Here is a 23,529-nt window from a genome sequence, read left to right on the forward strand (position 1 = left end):
TTGTTTTATTGTTATTATCATGTTTCCATTTAATCACTTTCAAAGATGGATTAAAAGAATCATTCCTCTTCAATTACCTCGATATTTTTATCTATCACAGTATGGGGGTTAGATATATATCTTTGTTTTTTTGGGGGGTGGGTATATATTTATATTATCTGGAACAGAAAAGAAATGTTTAATCTCTTTTATAAAACCTACCTTGTATCTATAAATCATACAGGGCATCCATACGCGATATGAAAATATGAATGATATATACCCAATAAACCTCAGGATGCAGGTTTGAGTACCTGAAAACGATCGTAAATCGGGACGTTAGTGAGTCCGCTATTTCTGGCAGCGTGTTTACCCGAAAGCATCCGGTAGCATTTCCCGAGCGCTTCCGGGCTATCAGCGGCTACATCTGGAACGCCGCCATGGAACGCATCAACTGCATGGATTGTTCTTCCAGCGATTGGGTGGTGGTTGAAAACGACTTCACCAATTGGGTGTTTTGCTGCGCCGCTTTATCAATTTGGGTGAAGGCGATATTGACCTGTTCGATGCCCCGGTACTGTTCTTGGGTCGCGTTGGAGATGCTTTTCATCAGTTGGGTGATCCGCATAATTGCCTCATCCATTTCATCCATGGTTTCGCCGGCACGTGAAGCCAGATCCAGCCCTTCTGAAATGCGCGTTTGCGAATCCGTTATCAGGGCGCGGATCTCTTTGGCGGCCTGCGCGCTGTTCTGCGCCAGATTGCGGACTTCCCCGGCAACGACAGCGAATCCCCGGCCTTGCTCGCCTGCGCGGGCCGATTCTACCGAGGCGTTCAACGCCAGAATATTGGTCTGGAAAGCGATACCGTCAATCACGCCGAGAATGTCATTAATCCGTTTGGCGCTGGTGTCGATTTCCTGCATTTTTTCGATGACATAGCAGACAGATTCACTGCTGAGACCGCTGGTATCAGCCGCGCTGTTGGCGATCTGATGCGCTAGCTCCGCATGCTCGGCATTGTTTTTCACGGTAGCGCTCAGTTGTTCCATGCTGGCTGCGGTTTGCTCCAGTGACGCGGCGGACTCTTCGGTTCGCTGAGAAAGACGGATATTGCTTTCAAAGAGTTCGTGGCTGGCATGGTCGATCTGGGTGCTGGCATCACGTACCTGACTGACGGAATCCAGCAGCGCGCCTTGCATTCGGCCGATCGCATCGTTAAGCCGTCCCAGCTCATTACTGCCCCCCAGCATCAGACGATGTGTCAGATCGCCCATGGCAACGTGTTCCAGTTGCTCAATGGCATTATCCAGCGGTTTTAACAGCATGTGCCGCAGCGCGATCCAGGCAAGGCCGGCCAGTGCGACCGACAGCAGGCAGGAAATAACGATGAGCAGCAACATTAGTTGTTCATTGCGTTCCGATAGCGCAAGCCGCTGTTCGGAGAGCTGTTGCGCGTGCAGACGAAAGGTCTGAATGGATTGATCAAAGGCATCGCTTAACGGGCCGAGCTGTTTTTCGAGCACGTCGTAATATTCGTCGGTGTATTGTTTTTGCAGTGAACTCAGCATCGGCATCATGCCCTGTTCGAGATAAGCCTGATAGGTTTTTTGTACTTCCTGTGCCAGGACATTTCTCTGGGTATCGGGTTCGACGGACGCCATAACGTGAGAGATGTCCTGCTGGGACTGGAGCAGGTTTTTTTCCATTATTCCTGTTTCCTGCGTCCCTTCTTCAAGCCGCCCCATTTCAATTTTTCTGACGGCCAGCGTTGCCGATGCTCTGGCCCTGAGCGTCAGGTTATATCCATTCATCAGACTACTGAGTTCGGTTCCCTGGATTTGGTTCAGCGCCAGCAGCGCTTCCTTGTCCTTTTTAATGGCCAGAATACCCATACTGCTGACGATAAGCAGCAACAGAGTCATTAATAACAATAATGTCAGTAATCCAGCACGAATGGAGATATTTTTCAGGCCCATGGTTTCCTTTTCCTTGTGTGTACAGCATAAACGACAAACGTCGTAAACCTTGTCGACTCGTTAAACATCCCGTTGCCCTTGAGGCGATTAATAAAACAGAAAATACGGGGTCACTGCTGTGAGAGCATACTTGATGACTGTAAAACAAAGATAAAATTAAAAATATATGGCAGCGCAGAAAAAGCGAACAATCTGTTCATCGCCTGCCGGTCAAGGGGGCGGATAGCCGGGTTCGCCGCGGGATAAGCGCCTCGCCTCCCCAGAGGAAAACGGCCCTGTCGGGAGTCAGCGATAAAAAAATCATTATTTAAAAGAGAGGGCCAGCTCTGGCAATATCGGATGGCGAACCAATACGTGCCGGTTGAATCAAACGCGGTCTGAGTGCGACGACCGGTCCGATCTTTTCTGGGGGAATAATTGATGAAAACAGCGGTGGCTTTGCGTCATGTTCACTTTGAAGATTTGGGCATTCTGGCGCCATTCTTACAGCAGCGTGGCTATAGTTGTCGTTATCTTGACTCCGCGGTAGACGATCTGTCATCGGTCGATCTTGCTGATTGTGATTTGCTGGTGGTGTTGGGGGGACCCATTGGCGCGTTCGATCACGATACTTACCCCTTTTTGGTCGCGGAGTTAAACCTGATCCGTCAACGGTTGGACAGCAGAAAGCCTGTGCTGGGGATTTGTCTGGGGGCTCAGTTGATGGCGCGGGCGCTGGGTAAGCGCGTGGCGCCAATGGGAGTCAAAGAAATCGGTTTTAGCCCTTTGACGCTCACGTCCGCCGGAGAACGTTCGGTGTTATCTGCTCTGGACGGCGTCGCTGTTCTGCATTGGCATGGCGATCAGTTTGACGTTCCCGATCAAGCGCAACTGCTGGCAGGGACCTCGGTTTGTCCGCATCAGGCGTTTGCGATTGGCAATTATGCGCTGGGTCTGCAATTTCACCCGGAGGTGGCCCCCGGCAATCTGGCGTCTTGGCTGGTGGGGCATGCCTGCGAACTGGGACAGGCAGGCATCGATCCGCGTTTATTACGGGAACAGGCGGAACGTTATTGCGCGGTACTGGCCGATGCAACCTATCGCATGATGGATGATTGGCTAATGCAATGCGAGCAAGCTCAATAATCGGCTTTATACTCGTCATACTTCAAGTTGCATGTGCGTTGGCTGCGTTCAGTCACCCGAATCACTTACCTGAGTAAGCTCATCGGGATTCCTTCTCTTGCCGCCTTCCTGCAACTCGAATTATTTAGAGTATATACTCGTCATACTTCAAGTTGCATGCGCGTTGGCTGCGTTCAGCTTAGGGGATATGACATTCGGGAACATTCGCCAATAAAATTGTACGTTAATGAACGAAATATTATTGATGGCGTGAATAAATATCCGCGTTATGTTTCAGATTTGGTCTTTTTTAAATAGCGCGTTTGATAAATGATCATATTTATCAAACGCCGGCTAATGTGAACCTTCATTTTTTCATGATGACGCCAGGTCTGGCACACCCTTTGCTCTATTGGTTTTGAACATTGAAACCAGAATGCGTTGCTTGTTAACGTTTATTAAAATAGAGGTGTGTGTGATGACGCGTAAATTAGCGATTTATGGTAAAGGGGGGATTGGTAAGTCAACCACGACCCAAAATACAGCGGCGGCATTAGCCTATTTTCATGGAAAAAAGATTTTTATTCATGGCTGTGATCCGAAAGCGGATTCCACCCGTTTAATCCTGGGTGGCAAACCACAGGAAACATTAATGGACGTGTTGCGCGATCAGGGCGCGGAAAAAGTTACCAATGATATGGTGGTGAAAAAAGGCGTTTTTGATATCCGCTGCGTCGAATCTGGTGGCCCTGAACCCGGTGTGGGGTGTGCTGGCCGTGGTGTTATTACCGCCATTGATTTGATGGAGAATAATAATGCCTATACCGATGACCTGGATTTTATCTTCTTTGATGTACTGGGAGACGTGGTCTGCGGCGGATTTGCCATGCCGATCCGCGATGGCAAGGCGCAGGAAGTCTATATCGTGGCTTCCGGTGAGATGATGGCGATCTACGCCGCCAACAATATCTGTAAAGGGTTGGTGAAGTATGCCAAACAGAGTGGCGTCCGCCTGGGCGGCATTATTTGCAACAGCCGTAATGTGGACGGAGAGAAGGCGTTTCTGGAAGAATTCACCGCCGCCATTGGAACGAAAATGATTCATTTTGTACCACGCGACAATATTGTACAAAAGGCGGAGTTTAATAAGAAAACGGTGACGGAATATGAGCCTGAGGCCAATCAGGCAAAAGAATATTGCGAATTAGGCCGTAAGATTATTGAAAATAAAGATTTGGTTATTCCTCGTCCGTTAACAATGGATCAACTGGAGTCGATGGTCGTTAAATATGGTCTTGCCGACTAGGTTATTCGTTATTCTGAATAAATGCCGCATTCGGTTTTATTGATGATTTTCATTTAGCGTGGGGAATGTATTATGCCTTACCATGAGTTTGACTGTAGCAAGTGTATTCCTGAAAGGAAACAACATGCGGTCGTAAAAGACCCGGGCGAAGATTTAACGTCGGCATTGCCGCTGGGATATTTAAATACCATTCCGGGCAGTATTTCTGAGCGCGGCTGTGCCTATTGCGGGGCGAAGCATGTCATTGGCACGCCGATGAAGGATGTTATTCACATCAGTCACGGACCGGTCGGCTGTACTTATGATACCTGGCAGACAAAACGCTATATCAGTGACAATGACAACTTCCAGCTTAAATATACGTTCGCCACGGATATGAAAGAAAAACATATCGTGTTCGGCGCGGAAGGTGTTCTGAAGAAAAATATCATTGAAGCCTTTGATGCGCATCCGACGATTAAACGGATGACGATTTATCAGACCTGCGCCTCGGCGCTGATCGGCGATGATATTGCCGCCGTGGCGCAGGAAGTGATGGATGAGCGGCCCGAGGTGGATATTTTTGTCTGTAACTCCCCGGGTTTTGCCGGACCAAGCCAGTCTGGCGGGCATCACAAAATCAATATTGCCTGGATTAATCAGAAGGTGGGGACGGTCGAGCCGACGATCACCAGCGATTACGTCATCAACTACGTCGGTGAATACAATATCCAGGGCGATCAGGAAGTGATGGTCGATTATTTTAAACGTATGGGAATTCAGGTGTTGTCCACCTTTACCGGCAATGGTTCTTATGACGACCTGAGGGCCATGCACCGGGCGCACCTGAACGTGCTGGAGTGCGCGCGCTCCGCTGAATATATCTGTAATGAGCTGCGTGTCCGTTACGGGATCCCTCGTCTGGATATTGATGGTTTCGGGTTTACTCCTCTCGCCGATTCATTACGAAAAATCGGACTGTTTTTCGGCATTGAAGATCGGGCCCAGGCGATTATTGATGAAGAGATCGCTCGCTGGAAACCGGAGTTGGACTGGTATAAGGCTCGCCTGAAAGGGAAGAAGGTCTGTTTGTGGCCGGGCGGTTCGAAATTGTGGCACTGGGCGCATGTGATTCATGAAGAGATGGGGGTGGAAGTGGTGTCGGTCTATACCAAATTCGGCCATCAAGGGGATATGGAAAAAGGCATTGCCCGTTGTGAGGCCGGGGCGTTAGCCATTGATGACCCCAATGAGCTGGAATCGATTGAAGCCATGTACCGGCTGAAACCGGACGTCATTTTTACCGGGAAACGCCCTGGTGAAGTAGCGAAGAAAATCCGCGTGCCGTACCTGAATGCCCACGCCTATCACAATGGACCCTATAAAGGATTCGAGGGGTGGGTACGCTTTGCCCGCGATATTTACAACGCCATTTATTCGCCGATTCACCAACTGGCAAAACTGGATATCAGCCAGGACGAGATCCCCACTGACAGCGGTTTTGTCACCGCCAAAATGCTCTCTGACGCCGGCCTGAGCGATGAGATCCGCAACGCGCCGGATTTGCGTGAATACAGCGGCGGCTATGACAGCGTATCCAAACTGCGCGAACGGGTTTATCCCACGTTTGCCGCCGTTCAATCATCCGTAGCCGTTGGTGAGTAGGGGGGCGTTATGAGCAATCCAGATGAGGCAAAGATTGATGCGCTGGTGAACTACATCATGAAGAACTGTCTCTGGCAGTTTCACTCCAGGGCGTGGGATCGTGAAAAGCAAAATGCCGGTATCTTGCTGAAAACACAGCAACTGCTGTGCGATGAACCTGTCGATCTGAGCACCCCGGCCGATCGCTGCTATTGGGTGGATGCAGTCGTGCTGGTTGACGCCTACCGATCGCGTTTCCCCTGGCTTAACGAGATGGATCACGATGCTATTCGTGTGCTGATGAAGGCACTGCATGAGCGGATGGATTATTTGACGATTACGGGGTCGCTGAACGCAGAGCTCACTGACCAACGCTATTAAGAGGTGCCTGAAATGTCTTGTGAATTGAAAGCCAAAGATCGCGTCGGCGTGATCAATCCGATCTTTACCTGTCAGCCAGCCGGGGTGCAGTACGCCAGTATCGGTATCAAGGACTGTATCGGGATCGTGCATGGCGGGCAGGGCTGCGTGATGTTCGTCCGTTTGCTGATTTCTCAGCACCTGAAGGAAAGTTTTGAAATCGCGTCTTCCTCGGTACACGAAGATGGCGCGGTTTTCGGTGCGCTGGATCGCGTGGAGCAGGCGGTGGACGTGTTGTTGATGCGCTATCCCCACGTGAAGGTGGTCCCGATCATCACCACCTGTTCAACGGAAGTTATCGGCGATGATGTTGACGGTGTGGTGATCAAGCTGAACGAAGGGCTGCTAAAAGAGAAGTTTGCCGATCGCGAGATCCACCTTATTCCGATCCATTCTCCCAGCTTTGTCGGCAGCATGGTCAGCGGTTATGACGTAGCGGTAAGAGATTTCGTCAAATACTTTGCCAAAAAAGGGGAGCCCAACGGCAAGCTGAACGTGATTACCGGTTGGGCTAATCCCGGCGACGTGACGGCCATTAAGCATCTGCTGGCGGCAATGGAGATCGAGGCGACGGTGCTGTTTGAAATCGAGGATTTTGATTCACCGCTGATGCCTTCCGGCAATACGGTATCTCATGGCAATACGACCATCGAGGACTTGACCGATACGGCCAATGCGCTTGGCACCATCGCGCTGAATCGCTATGAGGGCGCCAAAGCGGCAAGCTATCTTGAGGATAAATTTAATGTGCCGGCCATTATTGGCCCTTCGCCCATTGGCATTCGCAATACGGATACCTTCCTGCAAAACCTGAAGAAAATGACGGGTAAACCGATCCCGCCGGCGCTGGTTCGTGAGCGTGGGATAGCCATTGATGCGCTCACCGATCTGGTTCATATGTTTCTCGCGGATAAAAAAGTCGCCATTTACGGTAATCCTGATCTGGTGATTGGACTGGCGGAGTTTTGTCTGGATTTGGAAATGAAACCCGTACTGTTGCTGCTGGGGGATGACAACGCCAGTTATGGCCGCGATCCCAGAGTGACGGCGTTGCAGGAAAAAGTGAGTTTCGGGATGGAAATTGTCACCAACGCCGATCTGTGGGAGCTGGAAAATCGTATTACGCAGCAGTCATTGGAACTGGATTTGATTCTTGGTCATTCCAAAGGGCGGTTTACGGCGATTGATAACCAGATTCCCATGGTCCGGGTTGGGTTTCCAACCTATGACCGTGCCGGGTTATATCGCCATCCGGTTGTTGGCTACGCGGGCGCGACCTGGCTGGCGGAACAAATGGCCAATGCCCTGTTTACGGATATGGAATACAAGAAAAACAAAGAATGGATTCTGAATGTCTGGTAGCTCCGTGTTCGACGGGCAAATGGCCGATCCCGGGGCATTTGCGTCTGGCTTTGGACGGGAGATCGGATGGGCGGTTTACGCTGCCGCACGCCGTCTCTGCGTCGGAATCTCGAATCCTGAGGATTGGCTCGATGCCCTTGCCCGCGGCTTCCCTGTCTGGCCGGGCATCGCCCCTTTGGTCTGAACGGAATACGCCCATGTCAAAATACATTTTTGAAACGGATGAAGAACGGTTCTCGCGCTGCTTGCAGGATGCCCGCGGCTATCATCGACGAGCGATGCTGTTCTCCGAACAGCAGCAGTCGCCCAGTCTGGTGTTTAACGTGGCGGCGTTGGCGGTTGAAAACTACCTGATCGCCCTCTGTGCGAAGCATGGAAATATGCCGTTCAATCATAACTACGCCAGCTTGCTGAGCTCGGTGACCGAGGTCATGCCGTTGCCTGCGTCGCTCTGTCACGGCATTCGCCAACTGGACGGCATTTTTGGCATTTGTTCTGTGGACGATTATCACCACGGTACGCCGGGTGTTGAAGACAAGACGTCCATTCTCTCTGTCTGTCGCGAGCTTTCCTCGCTGTTGGAATCAGCGGAATAACGCATTCTGACGGCGTCACTATCATCAGGAGCAACCATGTCAACGACGTCCCCCTCTGCGGAAAAATACTGTCCTCACGGCGACATGCGCCGGGATGACCGGGAAATTACCGATGCGTTGGAAATCGAACAAATTATTCAGGCTTCCCGGGTGATGTACCTTGCGCTATCCAGTGACGATATTCCTTTTGTCGTTCCGGTGTTTTATGCCTGGGATGGACGGGCGTTCTATTTCCATTCGGCAAGAAGCGGTACCAAAATCGATATCATGAAACGCAATAACAAGGCCAGTTTCGTGATCTCCGTCGATCAGGGCGTTATTGAAGATGCGATGGTGTGCAATTTTGAAGCCCGTCACCGTACGGTAATCGGTTTTGGCGAAGTCGTCTTTGTCGACGATGAACAAGAAAAAATAACGGCGTTAAACCGCATTGTAAAACGGTTTACGACGCGACCGTCTGGTTTTCCAACGGCCAACCTCAGAGCCACGCAGGTCATCCGACTCGATATCCTTTCCCTGAAAGGGAAGAAGCACGGATTTTGAGTCGGACAGCAAAAAGGAACCAATGATGCGAATTGCCGTCTTTGTTGATCCGCATGGCGAGATTGCCCCTTTGTTTACGCCCGGCGTCGTGCGCGTGTTTACCCGTTGCGGCAAGCATTGGCAGCCGGTCAGAGACATTCCTTATGAGCTTTGTCAGGACATGGGATTAGAGGAAATCCGTACCCGGACGCTGACCATGCTGGCGGAGCTTGCGGCGTGTCGGCACTTTGTCGCATTGAATATTCATGGCGCGCTACTCGCGTGGTTTGATGGAATGGGGATCACCATGTGGAAATGCCGCGGTATGCCGGACGCGTGTTTGACCGCCATTCATGATGCGGTCGGGCAGCGCCCCCGGGAGCGGGTTGCTGTGGAAGCGACGTTTATTCAGGCCGGCACGGATGACGGTGAGTATCACATTAATCTGATGACGGCGCTGGCAAGCGATGCCGGATTGACGTCAAAACAGCTATTGCTGCCTTTTTTACAGGATCGGGGATTTACCCGACTCGATGTCATCTGCGATCATCTGCCAAAATGGTTTACGCAACAGCTGCCGGCGTTAAATCTGGTGGTCGAGGTTGAGCAGCAACCTCAGGGATATCTCCTTGCCACGATCCATCCCGCTACGGGCGCTTCCTGATACGCAATTTGCTCAGACCGCCTGTCCCCAAATGGAATGTACTAAAACGTACATTCTCCAACACAAGTGTCCGCATGAGAACACTTGTGCCTCGCCGCCGCCGGTGAATAAGTTTAAACCACTTTTAAATCAAGGTAATAAAATCTATCGGTTACCGGTGAAGATGGCGTCTATTTTGCAATGGTTCTGTATCCACATCCAAGCCGTTTGCGGTAACGCCGAACTGTGATGGCGGCGCAGGCGGAGGGTGTCTGGACAGGGGCGTGAACTCGGTGGGGCGCCGTTGTGTCTTCCGGAGAAAAAGCCATGAGTTGCAGAAAAGGCAGTATGACAGAGGCGGATTCAGGGCGGCATATTTTAAAACCGCTTTCGTTTACCTGTCTGTTGGGAGAATGTCGTTCTGAGTTATTGCCGCTCTTGTCGGAAGTCAGCAAGGTGGTCAGCGCGGAAGGATCGTTATCCAAGACATTGAAATTGGTTTTGGAACTGATGAAGCAACACCTTCAGGCCACCCGCGCGATGATTACGCTCTATGATGCGAGTTGCGACCAGATCTTTATTCACGAAAGTTTCGGACTGTCACGAGAGGAAGCCGAACGGGGCGTCTATTATCCCGGTGAAGGGATTACCGGGAAGGTGGTTGAAACCAGACAACCCATTATTGTGCCGCATATTGCGGACGATCCCCGGTTTTTGAATCGTACCGGCAGCTGGGATAAACATGAGGATCGCCAGCTTTCCTTTATCTGCGTTCCGATTATGCGCGGGATGAAAGTCATGGGTACGATCGGCATTGAGCGGTTGTACAACAACGAACAACTGCTGTATCTGGATCTGGAGGTCTTACGGATTATCGCCACGACCATCGCCCAGGCGGTGGAATTGCACCTGCTGGAAAGAGCGCACCAAAGAGTGCTGAGAGAACAGCATTCTCTGCTGAAGCAGGCGCTACAGGAAAAATTCAAGCCGGCGAACATTATTGGTAATTCGCGGGTGATGCAGTCCGTTTATCAGATGATCGAAAAAGTCAGCCACGCCCGTACCACCGTTTTGATTCTGGGAGAAAGCGGAGTAGGCAAGGAGCGCGTAGCGAGCGCGATTCACTATAACAGTCATTGCGCCAATGGGCCGTTCGTGAAGTTCAATTGCTCTTCGTTGCCTGAAGGGGTGATTGAAAGTGAGCTGTTCGGTCATGAAAAAGGGGCGTTTACCGGCGCATTGTCACGCCGGGCCGGGCGTTTCGAAGAGGCGGATGGGGGAACCATTTTTCTTGACGAAATCGGCGAACTGACGCCCTCGGCGCAGGCAAAATTACTGCGGGTGATACAGGAGCGCTGTTTTGAGCGGGTGGGCAGTAACGAAACCATCAAGGTGAATGTCCGTATTCTGGCGGCAACGCACCGCAACTTGCAGGATATGGTTGCCAGCGGAACGTTCCGCGAAGATCTGTTCTATCGCCTGAATGTTTTCCCGATCACCATCCCGCCATTGCGTGAGCGCGGAAACGATATTCTGATCCTGGCCGATCACTTCAACGCGCATTTTGCCAAGGAGCAAGGGGTTGACGTGCCTTCGATTGCCACACCGGCGTTGAATCTGCTGCTGAACTATAGCTGGCCGGGCAATGTGCGGGAACTGGAAAATACCATGGAGCGGGCGGTCCTACTGGCGGATGAGGGGGTGATCCACAGCTATCATTTACCGATCGATCTTCAGCCCGTGGTGCTGGGTGAAGCCGTGACCGGGCTGGAAGCTCAATTGGCCAGAATCGAGTATGACATTATTGTCGAATCGCTTTCGCGCCATCAGGGAAATATTTCCCAGACAGCGGCGCAGCTGAATATGACACGCCGCGCGCTGAGTTTGAGAATGGAAAAATATCAGCTGGATTACAAAACCTATCGATGCGGGCGTTAGCGTATGGATAACACGAAACCCGCCGGCATCGGCACGGCGCTTCCCGCCACGCTGCCGCATATCTCCATGTCCGTGATGGATACCCCCAGCGGTTGCGATCCCAGCGATGAGATCCGTCATCGCATTATCGCCGCGTTAGAAAAAAGCGGTTGGGTTAAAGCCAAAGCGGCGCGTTTATTAAATCTCACCCCCCGCCAGCTGTATTACGCTATGCAAAAATTGCAGATAGCTGTCAAAAAGTTCTGATTCGTGGCTTTTGGGCAGCGCTTCACTCCGTGTATCTGAAGATATACCGTGGTTGCGGCTAAATAATTAGCCGTAGTGTTTGCTGCTGGTTTATTATCTACTTATCTATCCGTATCTTTCACGTTACGGTGGGATGGCTTCACACACAGACTTCGTCCGCCATGTCGGTTTGGCGTGTTCTGTTGTTGCCTCTTGCCTTAAAATATATCGGGAATGTCAGGCAGTTTACCGATAAGTCGCTTGATCTATTTCTTTGGGACGGCTTCAGGCCGTCGGTCAATGATACCCAGAGGTATCCGAGGTTTATGTGCAGTTAACAAGTTTCACGGACTATGGCTTGCGGGCGCTTATTTATATGGCGTCTTTACCCGGCGGAAAAATGACCAGCATTTCGGAAGTGACGGAAGTGTATGGCGTGTCGCGTAATCATATGGTCAAAATTATCAATCAACTTAGTCGTGCGGGATTTGTGATGGCCGTGCGTGGAAAAAATGGCGGGATTCGATTGGGAAAACCGGCAGATTCAATCCGGATTGGTGATGTGGTGCGTGAGCTGGAACCGCTTTCGTTGGTTAACTGCAATATCGATTTCTGTCATATCACTCCGGCTTGCCGACTAAAACAGGTACTCCAGCAGGCAGTACAAAACTTCTTGCAGGAGCTCGATCAATACACGTTGGCTGATATGGTCAAAGAAAACCCACCGCTTTACAAATTGTTGTTGGTTGAATGAGTTATGTTCAGCCTCCTGCTGATGACAACGGAGGAACCGCAATGTCACAAGATCCATTCCTGGAACGAGAAGCAGAAAAATACGAATCCCCTATCCCGAGTCGTGAATTTATACTGGCGCATATTGCCAAACGGGATACCCCGATCGGCCGCGAAGAGCTGGCTGCCGATTTGCAATTAACGGGAGAAGACGCGCTTGAAGCGTTGCGCCGTCGCCTGCGTGCGATGGAGCGCGATGGGCAGTTGGTGTTTACCCGTCGTCAATGCTATGCGCTGCCAGAAAAGCTGGACCTGCTGCGCGGTACGGTAATTGGCCATCGCGATGGTTTTGGCTTCCTGCGCGTCGAGGGACGCAAAGATGACCTGTACCTGTCCGCAGAGGAAATGAAACGTGCCATTCATGGGGACGTGGTGCTGGCTCAGCCATTGGCCGCCGATCGTAAAGGTCGTCGCGAAGGCCGCATCGTGCGTGTCCTTGAACCGCGCACCGGGCAGATTGTCGGGCGTTACTTCGTGGATGCCGGCGTTGGGTTTGTCGTTCCGGACGACAGCCGGTTAAGTTTTGATATTCTGATCCCGAAAGAAGAGATCAACGGCGCCCGGATGGGATTTGTCGTTGTCGTGGAACTGACCCAGCGTGCAACCCGGCGCACCAAAGCGGTCGGGAAGATTGTCGAGATCCTCGGCGATAACATGGGTACCGGGCTGGCGGTCGATATCGCGCTGCGCACTCATGATATTCCGCATACCTGGCCACCGAAAGTGGAAGAGCAGGTCAAAGATCTCGCCGAAAACGTGCCGGAGGAAGCGAAGAAAGGCCGCGTGGATTTACGCAAACTGCCGCTGGTGACGATCGACGGTGAAGATGCGCGCGATTTTGACGATGCGGTTTATTGCGAGAGGAAACGCGGCGGCGGCTGGCGTCTTTGGGTGGCGATTGCCGATGTCAGCTACTATGTGCGTCCGAATACGCCGCTGGATCACGAAGCGCGAGCGCGTGGAACCTCGGTCTATTTCCCGTCGCAGGTTGTTCCCATGCTGCCGGAGGTGCTGTCCAACGGCCTCTGTTCGCTCAACCCGCAGGTGGATCGCCTGTGTATGGTCTGCGAAATGACCGTATCGGCGCAGGGCAGACTGACGTCGTACAAGTTCTACGAAGCGGTGATGAGTTCACACGCCCGTCTGACCTATACCAAAGTGTGGAGTATTCTTCAGGGTGACGCTGAGCTGCGCGAGCACTATAAGCCGCTGGTGGGCGGACTGGAGGAACTGCACAAGATGTACAAGGTGCTGGAGCACGCCCGTGAAGAGCGTGGCGGCATTGCGTTTGAAACGGAAGAGGCGAAATTTATTTTCAACGCTGAGCGCCGTATTGAACGTGTTGAATCGGTGGTGCGTAATGATGCGCACAAGCTGATTGAAGAGTGCATGATTCTGGCAAATATCTCTGCGGCAAGATTTGTGGAGAAAAATGAAGAGCCGGCGCTGTTCCGCGTTCACGACCAGCCGAGCGAAGACCATGTGCTGGCGTTGCGTAGCGTTCTGGGGGAACTGGGCCTGACGCTGAAAGGCGGTATGAAGCCACAGCCGAAAGATTATGCTGAACTGATGGTGGAGATTGCCGATCGCCCCGACCATGAAATGTTGCAGACCATGCTGCTTCGTTCCATGAAGCAGGCGGTTTACGATCCGGAAAACCGTGGGCATTTTGGGCTGGCCTTAACCTCTTATGGGCATTTCACATCGCCTATCCGCCGTTATCCCGACCTGTCGTTGCACCGCGCCATCAAATATCTGCTGAGCGACCGTAAGGCGCGCTGGACGCCGAGCGGCGGCTGGCACAGCGATATGAATGAAATGCTGCAACTGGGCATGCATTGTTCGATGACCGAACGCCGGGCTGATGAAGCGACGCGTGACGTGGCGGACTGGCTGAAGTGCGATTTCATGCAGGATCACGTGGGTGAAGTGTTTACGGGGATTATCGCCAGCGTCACCGGTTTTGGCTTCTTTGTGCGCCTGAACGATCTGTTTATCGATGGACTGGTGCACGTTTCCACACTGGATAACGACTATTATCGTTACGATAATATCGGCCAGCGTTTGATCGGCGAGTCTCGCGGTCAGGTTTACCGTTTGGGCGATGAAGTGGAAATTCGTGTTGAGGCGGTCCATATGGATGAGCGCAACATTGATTTTGCACTGGTATCGAGCACGCGCAAACCGCGAGGTGAAGGTAAAACCGCCCGCGATCGGGCCAAGAAGCCGGATAATCGGGAAGCGAAACCGAGTCGTCGCCGTCGCAACGCCGCCAGATCTTCGGCTAATTTCGAGCCTGACGCCGCTTTCCGTAAGGAAGGTGAACGCAAGGCCAAACCGGCGAATGCGAAGCCTAAAAAGAACGCGGATAAAGCGAAAAAGAACGCTGAAAAAACGCGTAAGAGTGCCGCGGCAACCAAAGCCAAACGCGCCAGGAAGAAGTCTGTAGAGTAAGGCAAATCACGGTCTGATGACGGCGTCGCCAGACCGTGCGGTTGTTTCGGTGTTTGAATGCTTGAACGAACGGTACGGCGAATCGTGCCCGTTCATGATTAATCTGAAGAGTATCAATGAGCGAAATTATTTACGGTATTCATGCTGTTAAAGCGTTATTAGCGCGAGATCCCCAGCGCTTTCTGGAAGTCTTTATTCTAAAAGGACGAGACGATCGTCGCCTACAGCCTGTGATTGCCGAACTGGAAGCGCAAGGTATGGTGATTCAGTTGGCTAACCGTCAGTGGCTGGATAGTCAGGCCGAGGGGGCGGTTCATCAGGGGATTGTCGCCAAAGTCAAAGAAGGGCGAAAGTATCAGGAGAATGACCTGCCGGCGCTGCTGGAGAATCTGGACACGCCTTTTTTACTGGTGCTGGACGGCGTGACCGATCCGCATAACCTCGGCGCCTGTTTGCGTAATGCCGATGCGGCGGGGGTTCATGCGGTCATCGTGCCACGCGATCGTTCGGCACAGATGAATGCAACGGTGAAGAAGGTGGCCTGTGGCGCGGCGGAAAACGTCCCGCTCATTAGCGTTACCAACCTGGCGCGCACGTTGCGGCTGTTGCAGGAACACAATATCTGGATTGTGGGGACGGCAGGCGAAGCCGATCACACGCTGTACCAAAGCAAGCTGACAGGGCCGATGGCGCTGGTGATGGGGGCTGAAGGCGACGGTATGCGCCGTCTGACCCGCGAACACTGCGATGAGTTGATCAGTATCCCGATGGCGGGCAGCGTATCCTCATTGAACGTGTCGGTAGCCACGGGCGTGTGCCTGTTTGAAGCGGTGCGTCAGCGCGGCTGATAAGCGGCGAAACGCACGCCGGCACCGTCAGGATCATCGACCGGGTGTGATTATCCTCTTACTCTGATGAGAAAGCCCCCTCAACGATATAACACGGCCCGCGCATACCAGACGCCGGGCCGGGAATTCTCTTCTGCTTTCGTGACAATCACATAGTAGCGGGCGCCGTAGGCATTGGCTTTTTGCTGAATCGCCCGTTCAGCGTCATCCGGACTACCGTATACGGTGACAGAGATCGTACCGGTCTTTTCCAGCGAATGGGATTGAGCATGCCGGATTTCAATGGCGTGTTCAGCCGGCGCGGGCGCGGGTTCAGGTTTTCCCTGCAAAACCTGACAGGCGGGCAGCATGAGTATAAACAGCGGTAGTAAGAGAAGGTGTGTTTTGTTCATCGGTTTGAACCTGAAAGATAACGATTTGTACTAATGTAGCGCTATCGGCCACGTTCTGATAGTCAGGCGTGAAATAACGCGGGCCGATGCGCGTGAGCGGATCGGCCTCTGCGGATGACCAACAGGGACAATCGTCTGCCCCTTTATTCCTGAATACGAAAAACGCTGACCAGTTCGCTCAGGTGATGACCTTTCTGACGCAATGCGTGCGCGGTTTGTTCCGAGTTGCTGACCAGAATGGTGTTTTCCTGTGTCGCCTGACCAATCTGCACAATGGCAATATTGACCTGACCGATGCCGGCGGATTGCTCGCGTGACGCGATATCAATGTCGTTAACGATAGTGCTGACCTGCTGAATACGGTTACGCAAGTCATCCATGACCGCCTGTGTTTTCTCGGAAAAATGATAACCGGCTTCGATTTTTGCCAGCGATTCTGAAATCAATGCCTCAATCTCTTTAACCGCCGTGGAAGTACGTTGCGCCAGCGCCCGGACTTCTGCGGCGACGACCGCAAAGCCCTTTCCGTGTTCGCCAGCGCGCGCCGCTTCAACCGCCGCGTTCAACGCCAGTATATTCGTCTGGAAAGCGATGGATTCAATCACGGTGGTGATATCAGCAATGCGTTGGGATGAGTTTTTGATCTCGCTCATCGTCGTGACCGAATCTGTGACGGTCTGGCTACCGCTCTGTGCGGCGGCGGCGCTTTGCCCGGCCAGATCTTTAACTGCGGAAACATTATCCGCGTTCTGTTTAACGGCGGCGGACAACTGCTCCATACTGGCAGAGGTTTCTTCTACGCTGCTTGCCTGACGGGCGATCTGTTCGCTGATGTTTTCGCTGTCGGCCGCCAGCGCGTCCGTCCCTGCGCTAATTTCCCCGGCGGAGTTTCTGACCTGCGCGACGATGGTGGTCAGGCCCTGCCCGATACCATTAATCGCATCGATCAAACGGCCGACTTCATCTTCGCGCTGCGTCAGCAATGTTGCCTGAAGATTACCCGCCGCAAACTGTTCAGCAACGCCAACGACCTCAAGCAATGGACGGCTGAGCCATTTGCGCGTCAGAAGAACAAAGAAGGCGGCAAACAGGGCAACCAGCGCGATACCGCCAAAGAGAAACAGATTCCGGGTATGATTGACTTCAGCCAGCAGGCTTTCTTTACTGATGGTGCCGATTACGGCCCAGTTCCACTGAGGGATACTTTGATACACCATAACCTGCATTTTTTCCTGCTCCGGCAAGGCGTTATCTTTGTACTCGAGAGTGCCGCCTTCCGTTGTCAAAATCTGTTCCTGCGTACCTTCTGACCAGTCAGGACGTTGATTGGCATTGCTTTTGTGATAGAGATAATTGCCTGCGTCCTTGCCTTTTTGGGTGTTAATGACAAAAAAGTGGCCATTTTCACCGATTTTCTTATCCAGAATCCGCTGTTGCATGATGGTGAACTGTTGGGTGATATCGACACCCACAAACAGGATGCCGATAATTTTTCCTTCACTATCAAGTATTGGCTGATATTGCGTGATGTACTGTTTACCGAACAGTGTGGCCAGCCCGCTGTAGCTTTCCCCTTTGATGATTAGGCTATAAGCCGGACTTTCCCGGTTGAGTTTTGTGCCGATGGCCCGAGAGCCATCTTCTTTTTTCAGTGAAGTGGTGATACGAATGAAATCGTCGCTGTCACGCACGAAAATGGTCGAAATAGCACTGGTGCGGCTGAGAAAATCGTCCGGCACAATGGTATTCAGATTTAATACCGTATCCCCGGCTCTAAGCGTTGGCATATCGGTATTGTCGAAAGCAGTACGGTTGGCCGTATCCAGCGTAAATCGCGTCGGTAAAAAGCTGGCAAACAGACGAGAATAATTACTGACTTCCGCCTGAAGCCCGGTGTCATACATGCTTATCATATCGGTCATGCCCGAGACCTGGCTTTGCATGTCGCTGAGCGTTAGCGATTTAAGTTGTTCACCCGCGGAACGAGTGAGTGAGAGTGTAAAAGCAATAAACAAGATCGCCACGCTTAGTGAAGCGATGACGGATAGCTTGATGCCCAGGCCCCAGCGTTTAAAGGAAAATCCCAACATAATTGATCTCTTCTAAAAGGTTGTTTTTTAGTCTTGTTACAAAAGTTCTAACGGCATTAAATGAAAAAAATTTAATGCCGGTGTGTAAATATCCATTTCGGTAATTGATTTCAATCAATGTTATTTTTCTATTTTTGTGAAATGAGCAATGATGTCAGTAGGTTGCCAGAAGCGGCATTTTGAGATAAGCCATAGTCCGGGTATCGTGGCGTTGGTTTGTCGTCAGTGCGCCTGCGTGCAGGGGGCACATGATTTAGCGACATGAGCAGAAACCAGGGGGAGACGATGGTTGAAATGTCGGTCGATGTGATCAATAGCGGCATTGAAGCGATTCATGCAGTTCCGGCGGGTAAACGTGAAGCGGCATTACCTACGATTTTTTTCTTTCATGGTTACACCTCTTCAAAAGAGGTGTATTCGTATTTTGGCTATGCGTTGGCGAAAGCGGGGTTCCGCGTGATCCTGCCGGATGCCCTGATGCACGGCGCCCGCTATGACGGTGATGAAGCCCATCGGCTGCGTCATTTCTGGGATATTTTGCAGTCAAATATCAAAGAACTGCCCGGCTATGTGGATGAGTATCGGCAGCGCGGGCTGATTGCCGGAGAGCGCGTTGGCGTGTGTGGCGCTTCTCTGGGCGGAATGAGCGCGCTGGGTTGCATGGCGCGTTATCCCTGGATTTCTGCGGTGGCCGCGTTTATGGGGTCGGGCTATTTTTCAACGCTATCGCGCACGCTGTTTCCACCGGTAGTGGCTGGAGAAGAGGGGGCGGAGGAAGTATTACAGCAACTGTCAGCAACGCTTGCCGACTATGATGTTTCCTCCCGGCTGGCGGCCTTGTCCAACCGGCCTTTACTGGTGTGGCACGGTGAGGCGGATGAGGTGGTGCCGGCAGAGGAAAGCGTCCGTCTCTATCGTGCGTTGCACGCAGGCCAGCAGGATCGGAAGCTGGTCTATCTGACCGAAGCGGGCGTCGGACATCGTATTACCCCTTCCGCTTTGCAGGCGGGAACGGACTTTTTTCAACTGCATCTGTTAGAACAGCCGTAGTGTATTATTGAAACAGGATGCTGGCAGGAAGGCTCTGCCAGCATAAAAGCGGTTAAAGGTTGCTCTTGTTTTCTAAAATCGCATGTTGTCGTCAACCCCTCATATTTACTAATTCGGCCGGTTCGCCTGTCACTGAAGCCCTCCGTTCGCAACAGGGTTGATACGCTAAACGCCATCTTGCTATTGCCGCGGTGGGGCACTATACTTACGCGTCATTTTTTCAGCCGCACACATACACACGTTCCTTGCTTCCATGGGCCGCGGTTGACCCTGACAGGAGGCTGAATAATCCGTAAGGAGCAATTCGATGCGTCATTACGAAATCGTTTTTATGGTTCATCCTGACCAAAGCGAACAGGTTCCGGGCATGATCGAACGCTACACTGGTGCTATCACCGGTGCGGAAGGTACGATCCACCGTCTGGAAGACTGGGGCCGCCGTCAACTGGCTTACCCGATCAACAAACTGCACAAGGCTCACTACGTTCTGCTGAACGTTGAAGCGCCGCAGGAAGTGATTGATGAGCTGGAAACAAACTTCCGCTTCAACGACGCCGTTATCCGTAGCATGATTATGCGCGTTAAACACGCGGTAACCGAAGCATCTCCGATGGTTAAAGCGAAAGACGAACGCCGTGAGCGTCGTGAAGATTTCGCAGAAGCCGGCGATGATGCAGATGCTGGGGATTCTGAAGAGTAATTGTGGTGACGACCAATCGTCTGGTGTTGTCCGGCACAGTGTGTAAGACCCCCATTCGTAAAGTCAGTCCTTCGGGTATTCCTCACTGTCAGTTTGTGCTTGAGCACAAATCAACGCAGGAGGAAGCCGGATTTAACCGGCAAGCATGGTGTCGTATGCCCGTGATTGTCAGTGGACCAACGTCACAAGCATTTACCCACAGTATAACGGTCGGCACGCAACTCACCGTGCACGGGTTTATTAGCTGCCATCAAGCACGCAATGGCCTGAGCAAGCTGGTGTTACATGCCGAGCAGATTGAATTGATAGATTCTGGAGACTAGCCAAATGGCACGTTATTTCCGTCGTCGCAAGTTCTGCCGTTTCACCGCGGAAGGCGTTGTAGAGATCGACTATAAAGACATCGCTACGCTGAAAAATTACATCACTGAAAGCGGCAAGATTGTTCCGAGCCGTATCACCGGTACTCGTGCAAAATACCAGCGTCAGCTGGCCCGCGCTATCAAGCGTGCGCGTTACTTGTCTTTGTTGCCGTACACTGATCGTCATCAGTAATCGGCCACTGTCCATTAACGAGACTTTGAGAGGATAAGGTAATGCAAGTTATTCTGCTTGATAAAGTAGCAAACCTGGGCAGCCTGGGTGATCAGGTAAACGTTAAAGCGGGTTATGCCCGTAACTTCCTGGTTCCGCAGGGCAAAGCCGTGCCGGCAACCAAGAAAAACGTTGAGTTCTTCGAAGCACGCCGTGCTGAACTGGAAGCCAAACTGGCTGACGTTCTGGCCGCTGCCGAAGCTCGCGCTGCCAAGATCACTGAACTGGCAACGGTTACCATCGCGTCTAAAGCTGGCGACGAAGGTAAACTGTTCGGTTCTATCGGCACCCGTGATATCGCTGATGCAGTAACGGCGGCCGGTGTTGAAATCGCCAAGAGCGAAGTTCGCCTGCCGAACGGCGTTCTGCGTACTCTGGGCGACCACGAAGTGAGCTTCCAGGTACACAGCGATGTGTTCGCTACGCTGAATGTCGTTGTCATTGCTGAAGCGTAATTAACGCTTTTGCTAACAACGCGTAAAACGCTGGCCTTGGTGCCAGCGTTTTGCATTTCTGGAGCAGTAAAATCGGCGTTAGCGCATACGCGTAAAAGTGCCATCGTCGTTACGGGTGAATCTAACGGTCTGATTATCCGTCGTCGTGATTTCCAGCGTCGTCACCATCCCTTGCGTATTAACCTGCAATTTTACTTCCTGTCCCGCCCGCAAGTTACTGAGTGGTTTATCCTGACCTTCTACCTGAGCCATCGCAAAAACATCGCCAACCGGCAGGTTGTTATCACGAAAGAGCTGCGCCATCGTCTGACCGGCAACGATTTGATAACTGCGCCAGTTTGTTTCCGTACTGGGCGGCGGTGGCGGCGGGGAATCGGGTTGTTGCGCCAGTGGCCGATTTTCAACGATTTCGGCCTGCATCGGCACGCTGTTGTCGGTTTGCTCTATCGGTACGGTAATTGGCTGAGGAGGCGATGTCTGAGAGGGACTATAGGGCCACAGCAGTATCACCAGTAGTAAACCGATAGCGATTAAAATCCAGCGGCGGTGGAAGAGAGGAAGCGGCTCCATCCAACGGTAACCGTCGGGCAGATGCCAGAGTTTTTTCAATGACGCTTTAATCCGCTGGCCGGGTGATGTTGCTGGCGACGCAGGATTTTCTGGATCATCCTCGCCAGAACGTTCCGGGCCGCGACGGATAAAACGCTGGCAGAAGCGTAATAGCGCTTGGTAATCCCAGGTTGTTTTTCGCTTCCTGGGCGCAATTCTGCCCATGGTGACCTCTCTTGCAACGGTATAAAAATAAAAACACGATTTAGTATATCGGTAACCACTGGATGATGACCAGTTAACTCTTTGATGCTTAAGGTAACGGCGATTCAACGGTGTTCGATTTACTAGTATAGGTTAGCTGGCCAGGATTACCCGGTTTGACCGGCGAACCACGTATTGATCCGCACACAGGATTTTACCCTAATCTCCGGCGCTGTTATGCTGCGCTTTCGGTTTTTTACAGATTAAAAGGAACATCCATGACAACCCCTTCTTTTGATAGCGTCGAAGCGCAGGCAAGTTACGGCATCGGCTTACAGGTTGGTCAACAACTACAGGAATCTGGTCTTGAAGGTTTGATCCCGGAAGCCCTGGTCGCTGGTCTGCGCGATGCGCTGGAAGGCAATGCGCCGGCGGTACCAGTGGATGTGGTTCATCGTGCTCTGCGTGAAATTCACGAACGCGCTGATGCGGTACGCCGTGAGCGCCAGCAGGCGATGGCGGTAGAAGGTCAGCAGTTCCTGGCTGAGAATGCCCAGAAAGAGGGCGTGAGCAGTACCGAATCTGGCCTGCAATTCCGCGTACTGACTCAGGGCGAAGGTGAAATCCCCGCGCGTCAGGATCGTGTTCGTGTGCACTATACCGGCCGTTTGATCGATGGCAGCGTGTTTGACAGTTCTGTTCAACGCGGTCAGCCAGCAGAATTCCCGGTCAGTGGCGTGATCCCGGGCTGGATTGAAGCCTTGACGCTGATGCCGGTAGGTTCGAAATGGGAACTGTATATCCCTCACCATCTGGCCTATGGCGAACGTGGCGCTGGCGCCTCTATTCCGCCATTCAGCGCGTTGATTTTTGAAGTTGAGCTGCTGGAGATTCTGTAATCTCAATGCGGTAAAAAGAAGACGCTTATTTGAGTAATGCCTCTTAAGAGTCTTATATCCCCGGGGCTGCCACGGTATGGGGCGGCCCTGCGGAACCCCATCCCGACCGCACCACGTCCACCGGTGACATGCGCCGCATTGAGAGCGGGACTTCCTCTCGGGCAATAAAATGCTTTTAACGTAGGGAAATGCCCCGGGGATGGATGAATCGCACTGTCAGCAATTCGTTAAGAAGCGTAAAACCAGGCAAATGGGCGATTGTCTGATAGTGGCGGGGAATGATTCTCCGTATATCTTTGCCAATCCGCAGTAGCGGCAAGGAAGGAGTTACCCTATGTTTAAGCCACTGTTAGTCAGTACGTTATTCGTTGGAATGTTTGCCATGACGCCAGCGGCAGAAGCGGCCAGCGTCAGCATTGATCTTATGCCCGGCGTGACGCTGAATATTGGCGATCGGGATCGCCGGGGCTACTACTGGGATGGTTATGACTGGCGAAGCGAACGGTGGTGGCATGAGCACCGTGGCTATCACCGCGGGGAACGTAACCGTCATGGATACTATTGGGATGGCTGGCGTTGGCGCGATGTAAGCTGGTGGCGAGCGCATCAGTCCAGGGGTTTTGATCGCCATCGCTTTGACGATCGCGGTCCGCGTCGGGATAACCGGGACTATCGTCAGGCCCGGGGACCAGAGCGACACGATCGTGATGGCAGAGGTCCTTTCCGCCACTAACGCAATAATAATGTAGAGCGAATGAAGCCACGCAACTGCGTGGCTTCATTCTTTCCTGAAAGGATTATTGCAT

Annotated in this window: 24 protein-coding genes; 20 read left to right on the forward strand and 4 right to left on the reverse strand. The window is 52.2% G+C overall.

All coding sequences use genetic code 11. From position 1 onward, the window contains the following. Positions 1–400: 400 nt before the first annotated feature. Complete coding sequence (locus B4923_RS01455; RefSeq protein WP_109052569.1) at positions 401–1,957, reverse strand: methyl-accepting chemotaxis protein; 1,557 nt, start codon at positions 1,955–1,957, stop codon at positions 401–403. Positions 1,958–2,377: 420 nt separating this feature from the next. Between B4923_RS01455 and B4923_RS01460 the strand changes: the two genes are divergently transcribed. From B4923_RS01460 to rlmB, 13 genes are all read left to right on the forward strand, one after another. After that, positions 2,378–3,082: a glutamine amidotransferase gene (locus B4923_RS01460; protein ID WP_109052570.1), complete on the forward strand. Its 705-nt coding sequence runs from the start codon at positions 2,378–2,380 to the stop codon at positions 3,080–3,082. Between the two features lie 457 nt (positions 3,083–3,539). Next, positions 3,540–4,367: a nitrogenase iron protein gene (gene nifH, locus B4923_RS01465; RefSeq protein WP_109052571.1), complete on the forward strand. Its 828-nt coding sequence runs from the start codon at positions 3,540–3,542 to the stop codon at positions 4,365–4,367. A 72-nt stretch (positions 4,368–4,439) separates the two neighbouring features. Further along, positions 4,440–6,011, forward strand: a complete 1,572-nt coding sequence (gene anfD / locus B4923_RS01470) for a nitrogenase iron-iron protein, alpha chain (protein WP_109052572.1) — start codon at positions 4,440–4,442, stop codon at positions 6,009–6,011. A gap of 9 nt (positions 6,012–6,020) precedes the next feature. Then, positions 6,021–6,371 carry a Fe-only nitrogenase subunit delta gene (gene anfG, locus B4923_RS01475; protein WP_109052573.1) on the forward strand — a complete coding sequence of 117 codons (351 nt, stop codon included), beginning with the start codon at positions 6,021–6,023 and terminating at the stop codon, positions 6,369–6,371. Positions 6,372–6,383: 12 nt separating this feature from the next. Then, positions 6,384–7,772 carry a Fe-only nitrogenase subunit beta gene (gene anfK, locus B4923_RS01480; protein WP_109052574.1) on the forward strand — a complete coding sequence of 463 codons (1,389 nt, stop codon included), beginning with the start codon at positions 6,384–6,386 and terminating at the stop codon, positions 7,770–7,772. A gap of 197 nt (positions 7,773–7,969) precedes the next feature. Continuing rightward, complete coding sequence (locus B4923_RS01490; protein WP_109052576.1) at positions 7,970–8,368, forward strand: hypothetical protein; 399 nt, start codon at positions 7,970–7,972, stop codon at positions 8,366–8,368. A gap of 36 nt (positions 8,369–8,404) precedes the next feature. Continuing rightward, positions 8,405–8,911, forward strand: a complete 507-nt coding sequence (locus B4923_RS01495; protein WP_109052577.1) for a pyridoxamine 5'-phosphate oxidase family protein — start codon at positions 8,405–8,407, stop codon at positions 8,909–8,911. A gap of 22 nt (positions 8,912–8,933) precedes the next feature. Continuing rightward, a complete protein-coding gene (gene anfO, locus B4923_RS01500) occupies positions 8,934–9,554 on the forward strand; it encodes a Fe-only nitrogenase accessory protein AnfO (protein ID WP_109052578.1) in 621 nt (206 codons plus the stop codon). Between the two features lie 306 nt (positions 9,555–9,860). Next, positions 9,861–11,471: a sigma-54 interaction domain-containing protein gene (locus tag B4923_RS01505; protein ID WP_245929467.1), complete on the forward strand. Its 1,611-nt coding sequence runs from the start codon at positions 9,861–9,863 to the stop codon at positions 11,469–11,471. 3 nt (positions 11,472–11,474) lie between these two features. Next, positions 11,475–11,717, forward strand: coding sequence for a helix-turn-helix domain-containing protein (locus tag B4923_RS01510; protein ID WP_109052579.1), 243 nt, complete (start codon positions 11,475–11,477; stop codon positions 11,715–11,717). Between the two features lie 307 nt (positions 11,718–12,024). Beyond that, the gene (gene nsrR, locus B4923_RS01515) at positions 12,025–12,450 is read left to right on the forward strand and encodes a nitric oxide-sensing transcriptional repressor NsrR (protein WP_109052580.1); all 426 of its coding nucleotides are present in this window, start codon (positions 12,025–12,027) and stop codon (positions 12,448–12,450) included. Between the two features lie 41 nt (positions 12,451–12,491). After that, positions 12,492–14,942 carry a ribonuclease R gene (rnr, locus tag B4923_RS01520; RefSeq protein ID WP_109052581.1) on the forward strand — a complete coding sequence of 817 codons (2,451 nt, stop codon included), beginning with the start codon at positions 12,492–12,494 and terminating at the stop codon, positions 14,940–14,942. A gap of 116 nt (positions 14,943–15,058) precedes the next feature. Continuing rightward, on the forward strand, positions 15,059–15,790 hold the full coding sequence (rlmB, locus tag B4923_RS01525; RefSeq protein WP_109052582.1) for a 23S rRNA (guanosine(2251)-2'-O)-methyltransferase RlmB: 732 nt from the start codon (positions 15,059–15,061) through the stop codon (positions 15,788–15,790). Between the two features lie 80 nt (positions 15,791–15,870). Here rlmB and bsmA read toward each other — a convergent pair whose 3' ends face one another. Next, complete coding sequence (gene bsmA / locus B4923_RS01530) at positions 15,871–16,182, reverse strand: biofilm peroxide resistance protein BsmA (protein ID WP_109052583.1); 312 nt, start codon at positions 16,180–16,182, stop codon at positions 15,871–15,873. Between the two features lie 143 nt (positions 16,183–16,325). Then, complete coding sequence (locus B4923_RS01535; RefSeq protein ID WP_109052584.1) at positions 16,326–18,272, reverse strand: methyl-accepting chemotaxis protein; 1,947 nt, start codon at positions 18,270–18,272, stop codon at positions 16,326–16,328. Positions 18,273–18,557: 285 nt separating this feature from the next. On the opposite strand from B4923_RS01535, the gene yjfP reads away from it, so the two are divergent. The 5 genes from yjfP to rplI all read left to right on the forward strand — a co-directional run bounded on the left by yjfP (position 18,558) and on the right by rplI (position 21,071). Continuing rightward, positions 18,558–19,322, forward strand: a complete 765-nt coding sequence (gene yjfP, locus B4923_RS01540; protein ID WP_109052585.1) for an esterase — start codon at positions 18,558–18,560, stop codon at positions 19,320–19,322. Between the two features lie 307 nt (positions 19,323–19,629). Further along, on the forward strand, positions 19,630–20,022 hold the full coding sequence (gene rpsF / locus B4923_RS01545) for a 30S ribosomal protein S6 (protein ID WP_109052586.1): 393 nt from the start codon (positions 19,630–19,632) through the stop codon (positions 20,020–20,022). Between the two features lie 2 nt (positions 20,023–20,024). Next, a complete protein-coding gene (gene priB, locus B4923_RS01550) occupies positions 20,025–20,345 on the forward strand; it encodes a primosomal replication protein N (protein ID WP_109052587.1) in 321 nt (106 codons plus the stop codon). Positions 20,346–20,349: 4 nt separating this feature from the next. Then, positions 20,350–20,577, forward strand: coding sequence for a 30S ribosomal protein S18 (gene rpsR, locus B4923_RS01555; protein WP_005974788.1), 228 nt, complete (start codon positions 20,350–20,352; stop codon positions 20,575–20,577). 41 nt (positions 20,578–20,618) lie between these two features. After that, the gene (rplI, locus tag B4923_RS01560) at positions 20,619–21,071 is read left to right on the forward strand and encodes a 50S ribosomal protein L9 (RefSeq protein ID WP_109052588.1); all 453 of its coding nucleotides are present in this window, start codon (positions 20,619–20,621) and stop codon (positions 21,069–21,071) included. Between the two features lie 78 nt (positions 21,072–21,149). Here rplI and B4923_RS01565 read toward each other — a convergent pair whose 3' ends face one another. Beyond that, complete coding sequence (locus tag B4923_RS01565) at positions 21,150–21,845, reverse strand: OapA family protein (RefSeq protein WP_109052589.1); 696 nt, start codon at positions 21,843–21,845, stop codon at positions 21,150–21,152. Positions 21,846–22,102: 257 nt separating this feature from the next. Between B4923_RS01565 and bamJ the strand changes: the two genes are divergently transcribed. Next, positions 22,103–22,723, forward strand: coding sequence for a BamJ family beta-barrel-assembly machinery protein (gene bamJ / locus B4923_RS01570; RefSeq protein WP_109052590.1), 621 nt, complete (start codon positions 22,103–22,105; stop codon positions 22,721–22,723). Between the two features lie 334 nt (positions 22,724–23,057). Beyond that, positions 23,058–23,456: a DUF2502 domain-containing protein gene (locus B4923_RS01575; protein WP_109052591.1), complete on the forward strand. Its 399-nt coding sequence runs from the start codon at positions 23,058–23,060 to the stop codon at positions 23,454–23,456. The last annotated feature ends 73 nt before the right edge of the window (positions 23,457–23,529 follow it).

Source organism: Brenneria roseae subsp. americana (assembly GCF_003115815.1).
Taxonomy (GTDB): domain Bacteria; phylum Pseudomonadota; class Gammaproteobacteria; order Enterobacterales; family Enterobacteriaceae; genus Brenneria; species Brenneria roseae.

Bases quoted from the DNA above. Each gene is read 5' to 3' on its own strand.
- B4923_RS01575 (WP_109052591.1), top strand. From the start codon at position 23,058: ATGTTTAAGCCACTGTTAGTCAGTACGTTATTCGTTGGAATGTTTGCC.
- B4923_RS01565 (WP_109052589.1), bottom strand. From the start codon at position 21,845: ATGGGCAGAATTGCGCCCAGGAAGCGAAAAACAACCTGGGATTACCAA.
- rpsF (WP_109052586.1), top strand. From the start codon at position 19,630: ATGCGTCATTACGAAATCGTTTTTATGGTTCATCCTGACCAAAGCGAA.
- bsmA (WP_109052583.1), bottom strand. From the start codon at position 16,182: ATGAACAAAACACACCTTCTCTTACTACCGCTGTTTATACTCATGCTG.
- rnr (WP_109052581.1), top strand. From the start codon at position 12,492: ATGTCACAAGATCCATTCCTGGAACGAGAAGCAGAAAAATACGAATCC.
- anfD (WP_109052572.1), top strand. From the start codon at position 4,440: ATGCCTTACCATGAGTTTGACTGTAGCAAGTGTATTCCTGAAAGGAAA.
- anfK (WP_109052574.1), top strand. From the start codon at position 6,384: ATGTCTTGTGAATTGAAAGCCAAAGATCGCGTCGGCGTGATCAATCCG.
- B4923_RS01455 (WP_109052569.1), bottom strand. From the start codon at position 1,957: ATGGGCCTGAAAAATATCTCCATTCGTGCTGGATTACTGACATTATTG.
- bamJ (WP_109052590.1), top strand. From the start codon at position 22,103: ATGACAACCCCTTCTTTTGATAGCGTCGAAGCGCAGGCAAGTTACGGC.
- B4923_RS01490 (WP_109052576.1), top strand. From the start codon at position 7,970: ATGTCAAAATACATTTTTGAAACGGATGAAGAACGGTTCTCGCGCTGC.
- rpsR (WP_005974788.1), top strand. From the start codon at position 20,350: ATGGCACGTTATTTCCGTCGTCGCAAGTTCTGCCGTTTCACCGCGGAA.
- nifH (WP_109052571.1), top strand. From the start codon at position 3,540: ATGACGCGTAAATTAGCGATTTATGGTAAAGGGGGGATTGGTAAGTCA.
- rplI (WP_109052588.1), top strand. From the start codon at position 20,619: ATGCAAGTTATTCTGCTTGATAAAGTAGCAAACCTGGGCAGCCTGGGT.
- B4923_RS01535 (WP_109052584.1), bottom strand. From the start codon at position 18,272: ATGTTGGGATTTTCCTTTAAACGCTGGGGCCTGGGCATCAAGCTATCC.
- anfG (WP_109052573.1), top strand. From the start codon at position 6,021: ATGAGCAATCCAGATGAGGCAAAGATTGATGCGCTGGTGAACTACATC.
- B4923_RS01495 (WP_109052577.1), top strand. From the start codon at position 8,405: ATGTCAACGACGTCCCCCTCTGCGGAAAAATACTGTCCTCACGGCGAC.
- rlmB (WP_109052582.1), top strand. From the start codon at position 15,059: ATGAGCGAAATTATTTACGGTATTCATGCTGTTAAAGCGTTATTAGCG.
- B4923_RS01510 (WP_109052579.1), top strand. From the start codon at position 11,475: ATGGATAACACGAAACCCGCCGGCATCGGCACGGCGCTTCCCGCCACG.
- anfO (WP_109052578.1), top strand. From the start codon at position 8,934: ATGATGCGAATTGCCGTCTTTGTTGATCCGCATGGCGAGATTGCCCCT.
- B4923_RS01460 (WP_109052570.1), top strand. From the start codon at position 2,378: ATGAAAACAGCGGTGGCTTTGCGTCATGTTCACTTTGAAGATTTGGGC.
- yjfP (WP_109052585.1), top strand. From the start codon at position 18,558: ATGGTTGAAATGTCGGTCGATGTGATCAATAGCGGCATTGAAGCGATT.
- B4923_RS01505 (WP_245929467.1), top strand. From the start codon at position 9,861: ATGAGTTGCAGAAAAGGCAGTATGACAGAGGCGGATTCAGGGCGGCAT.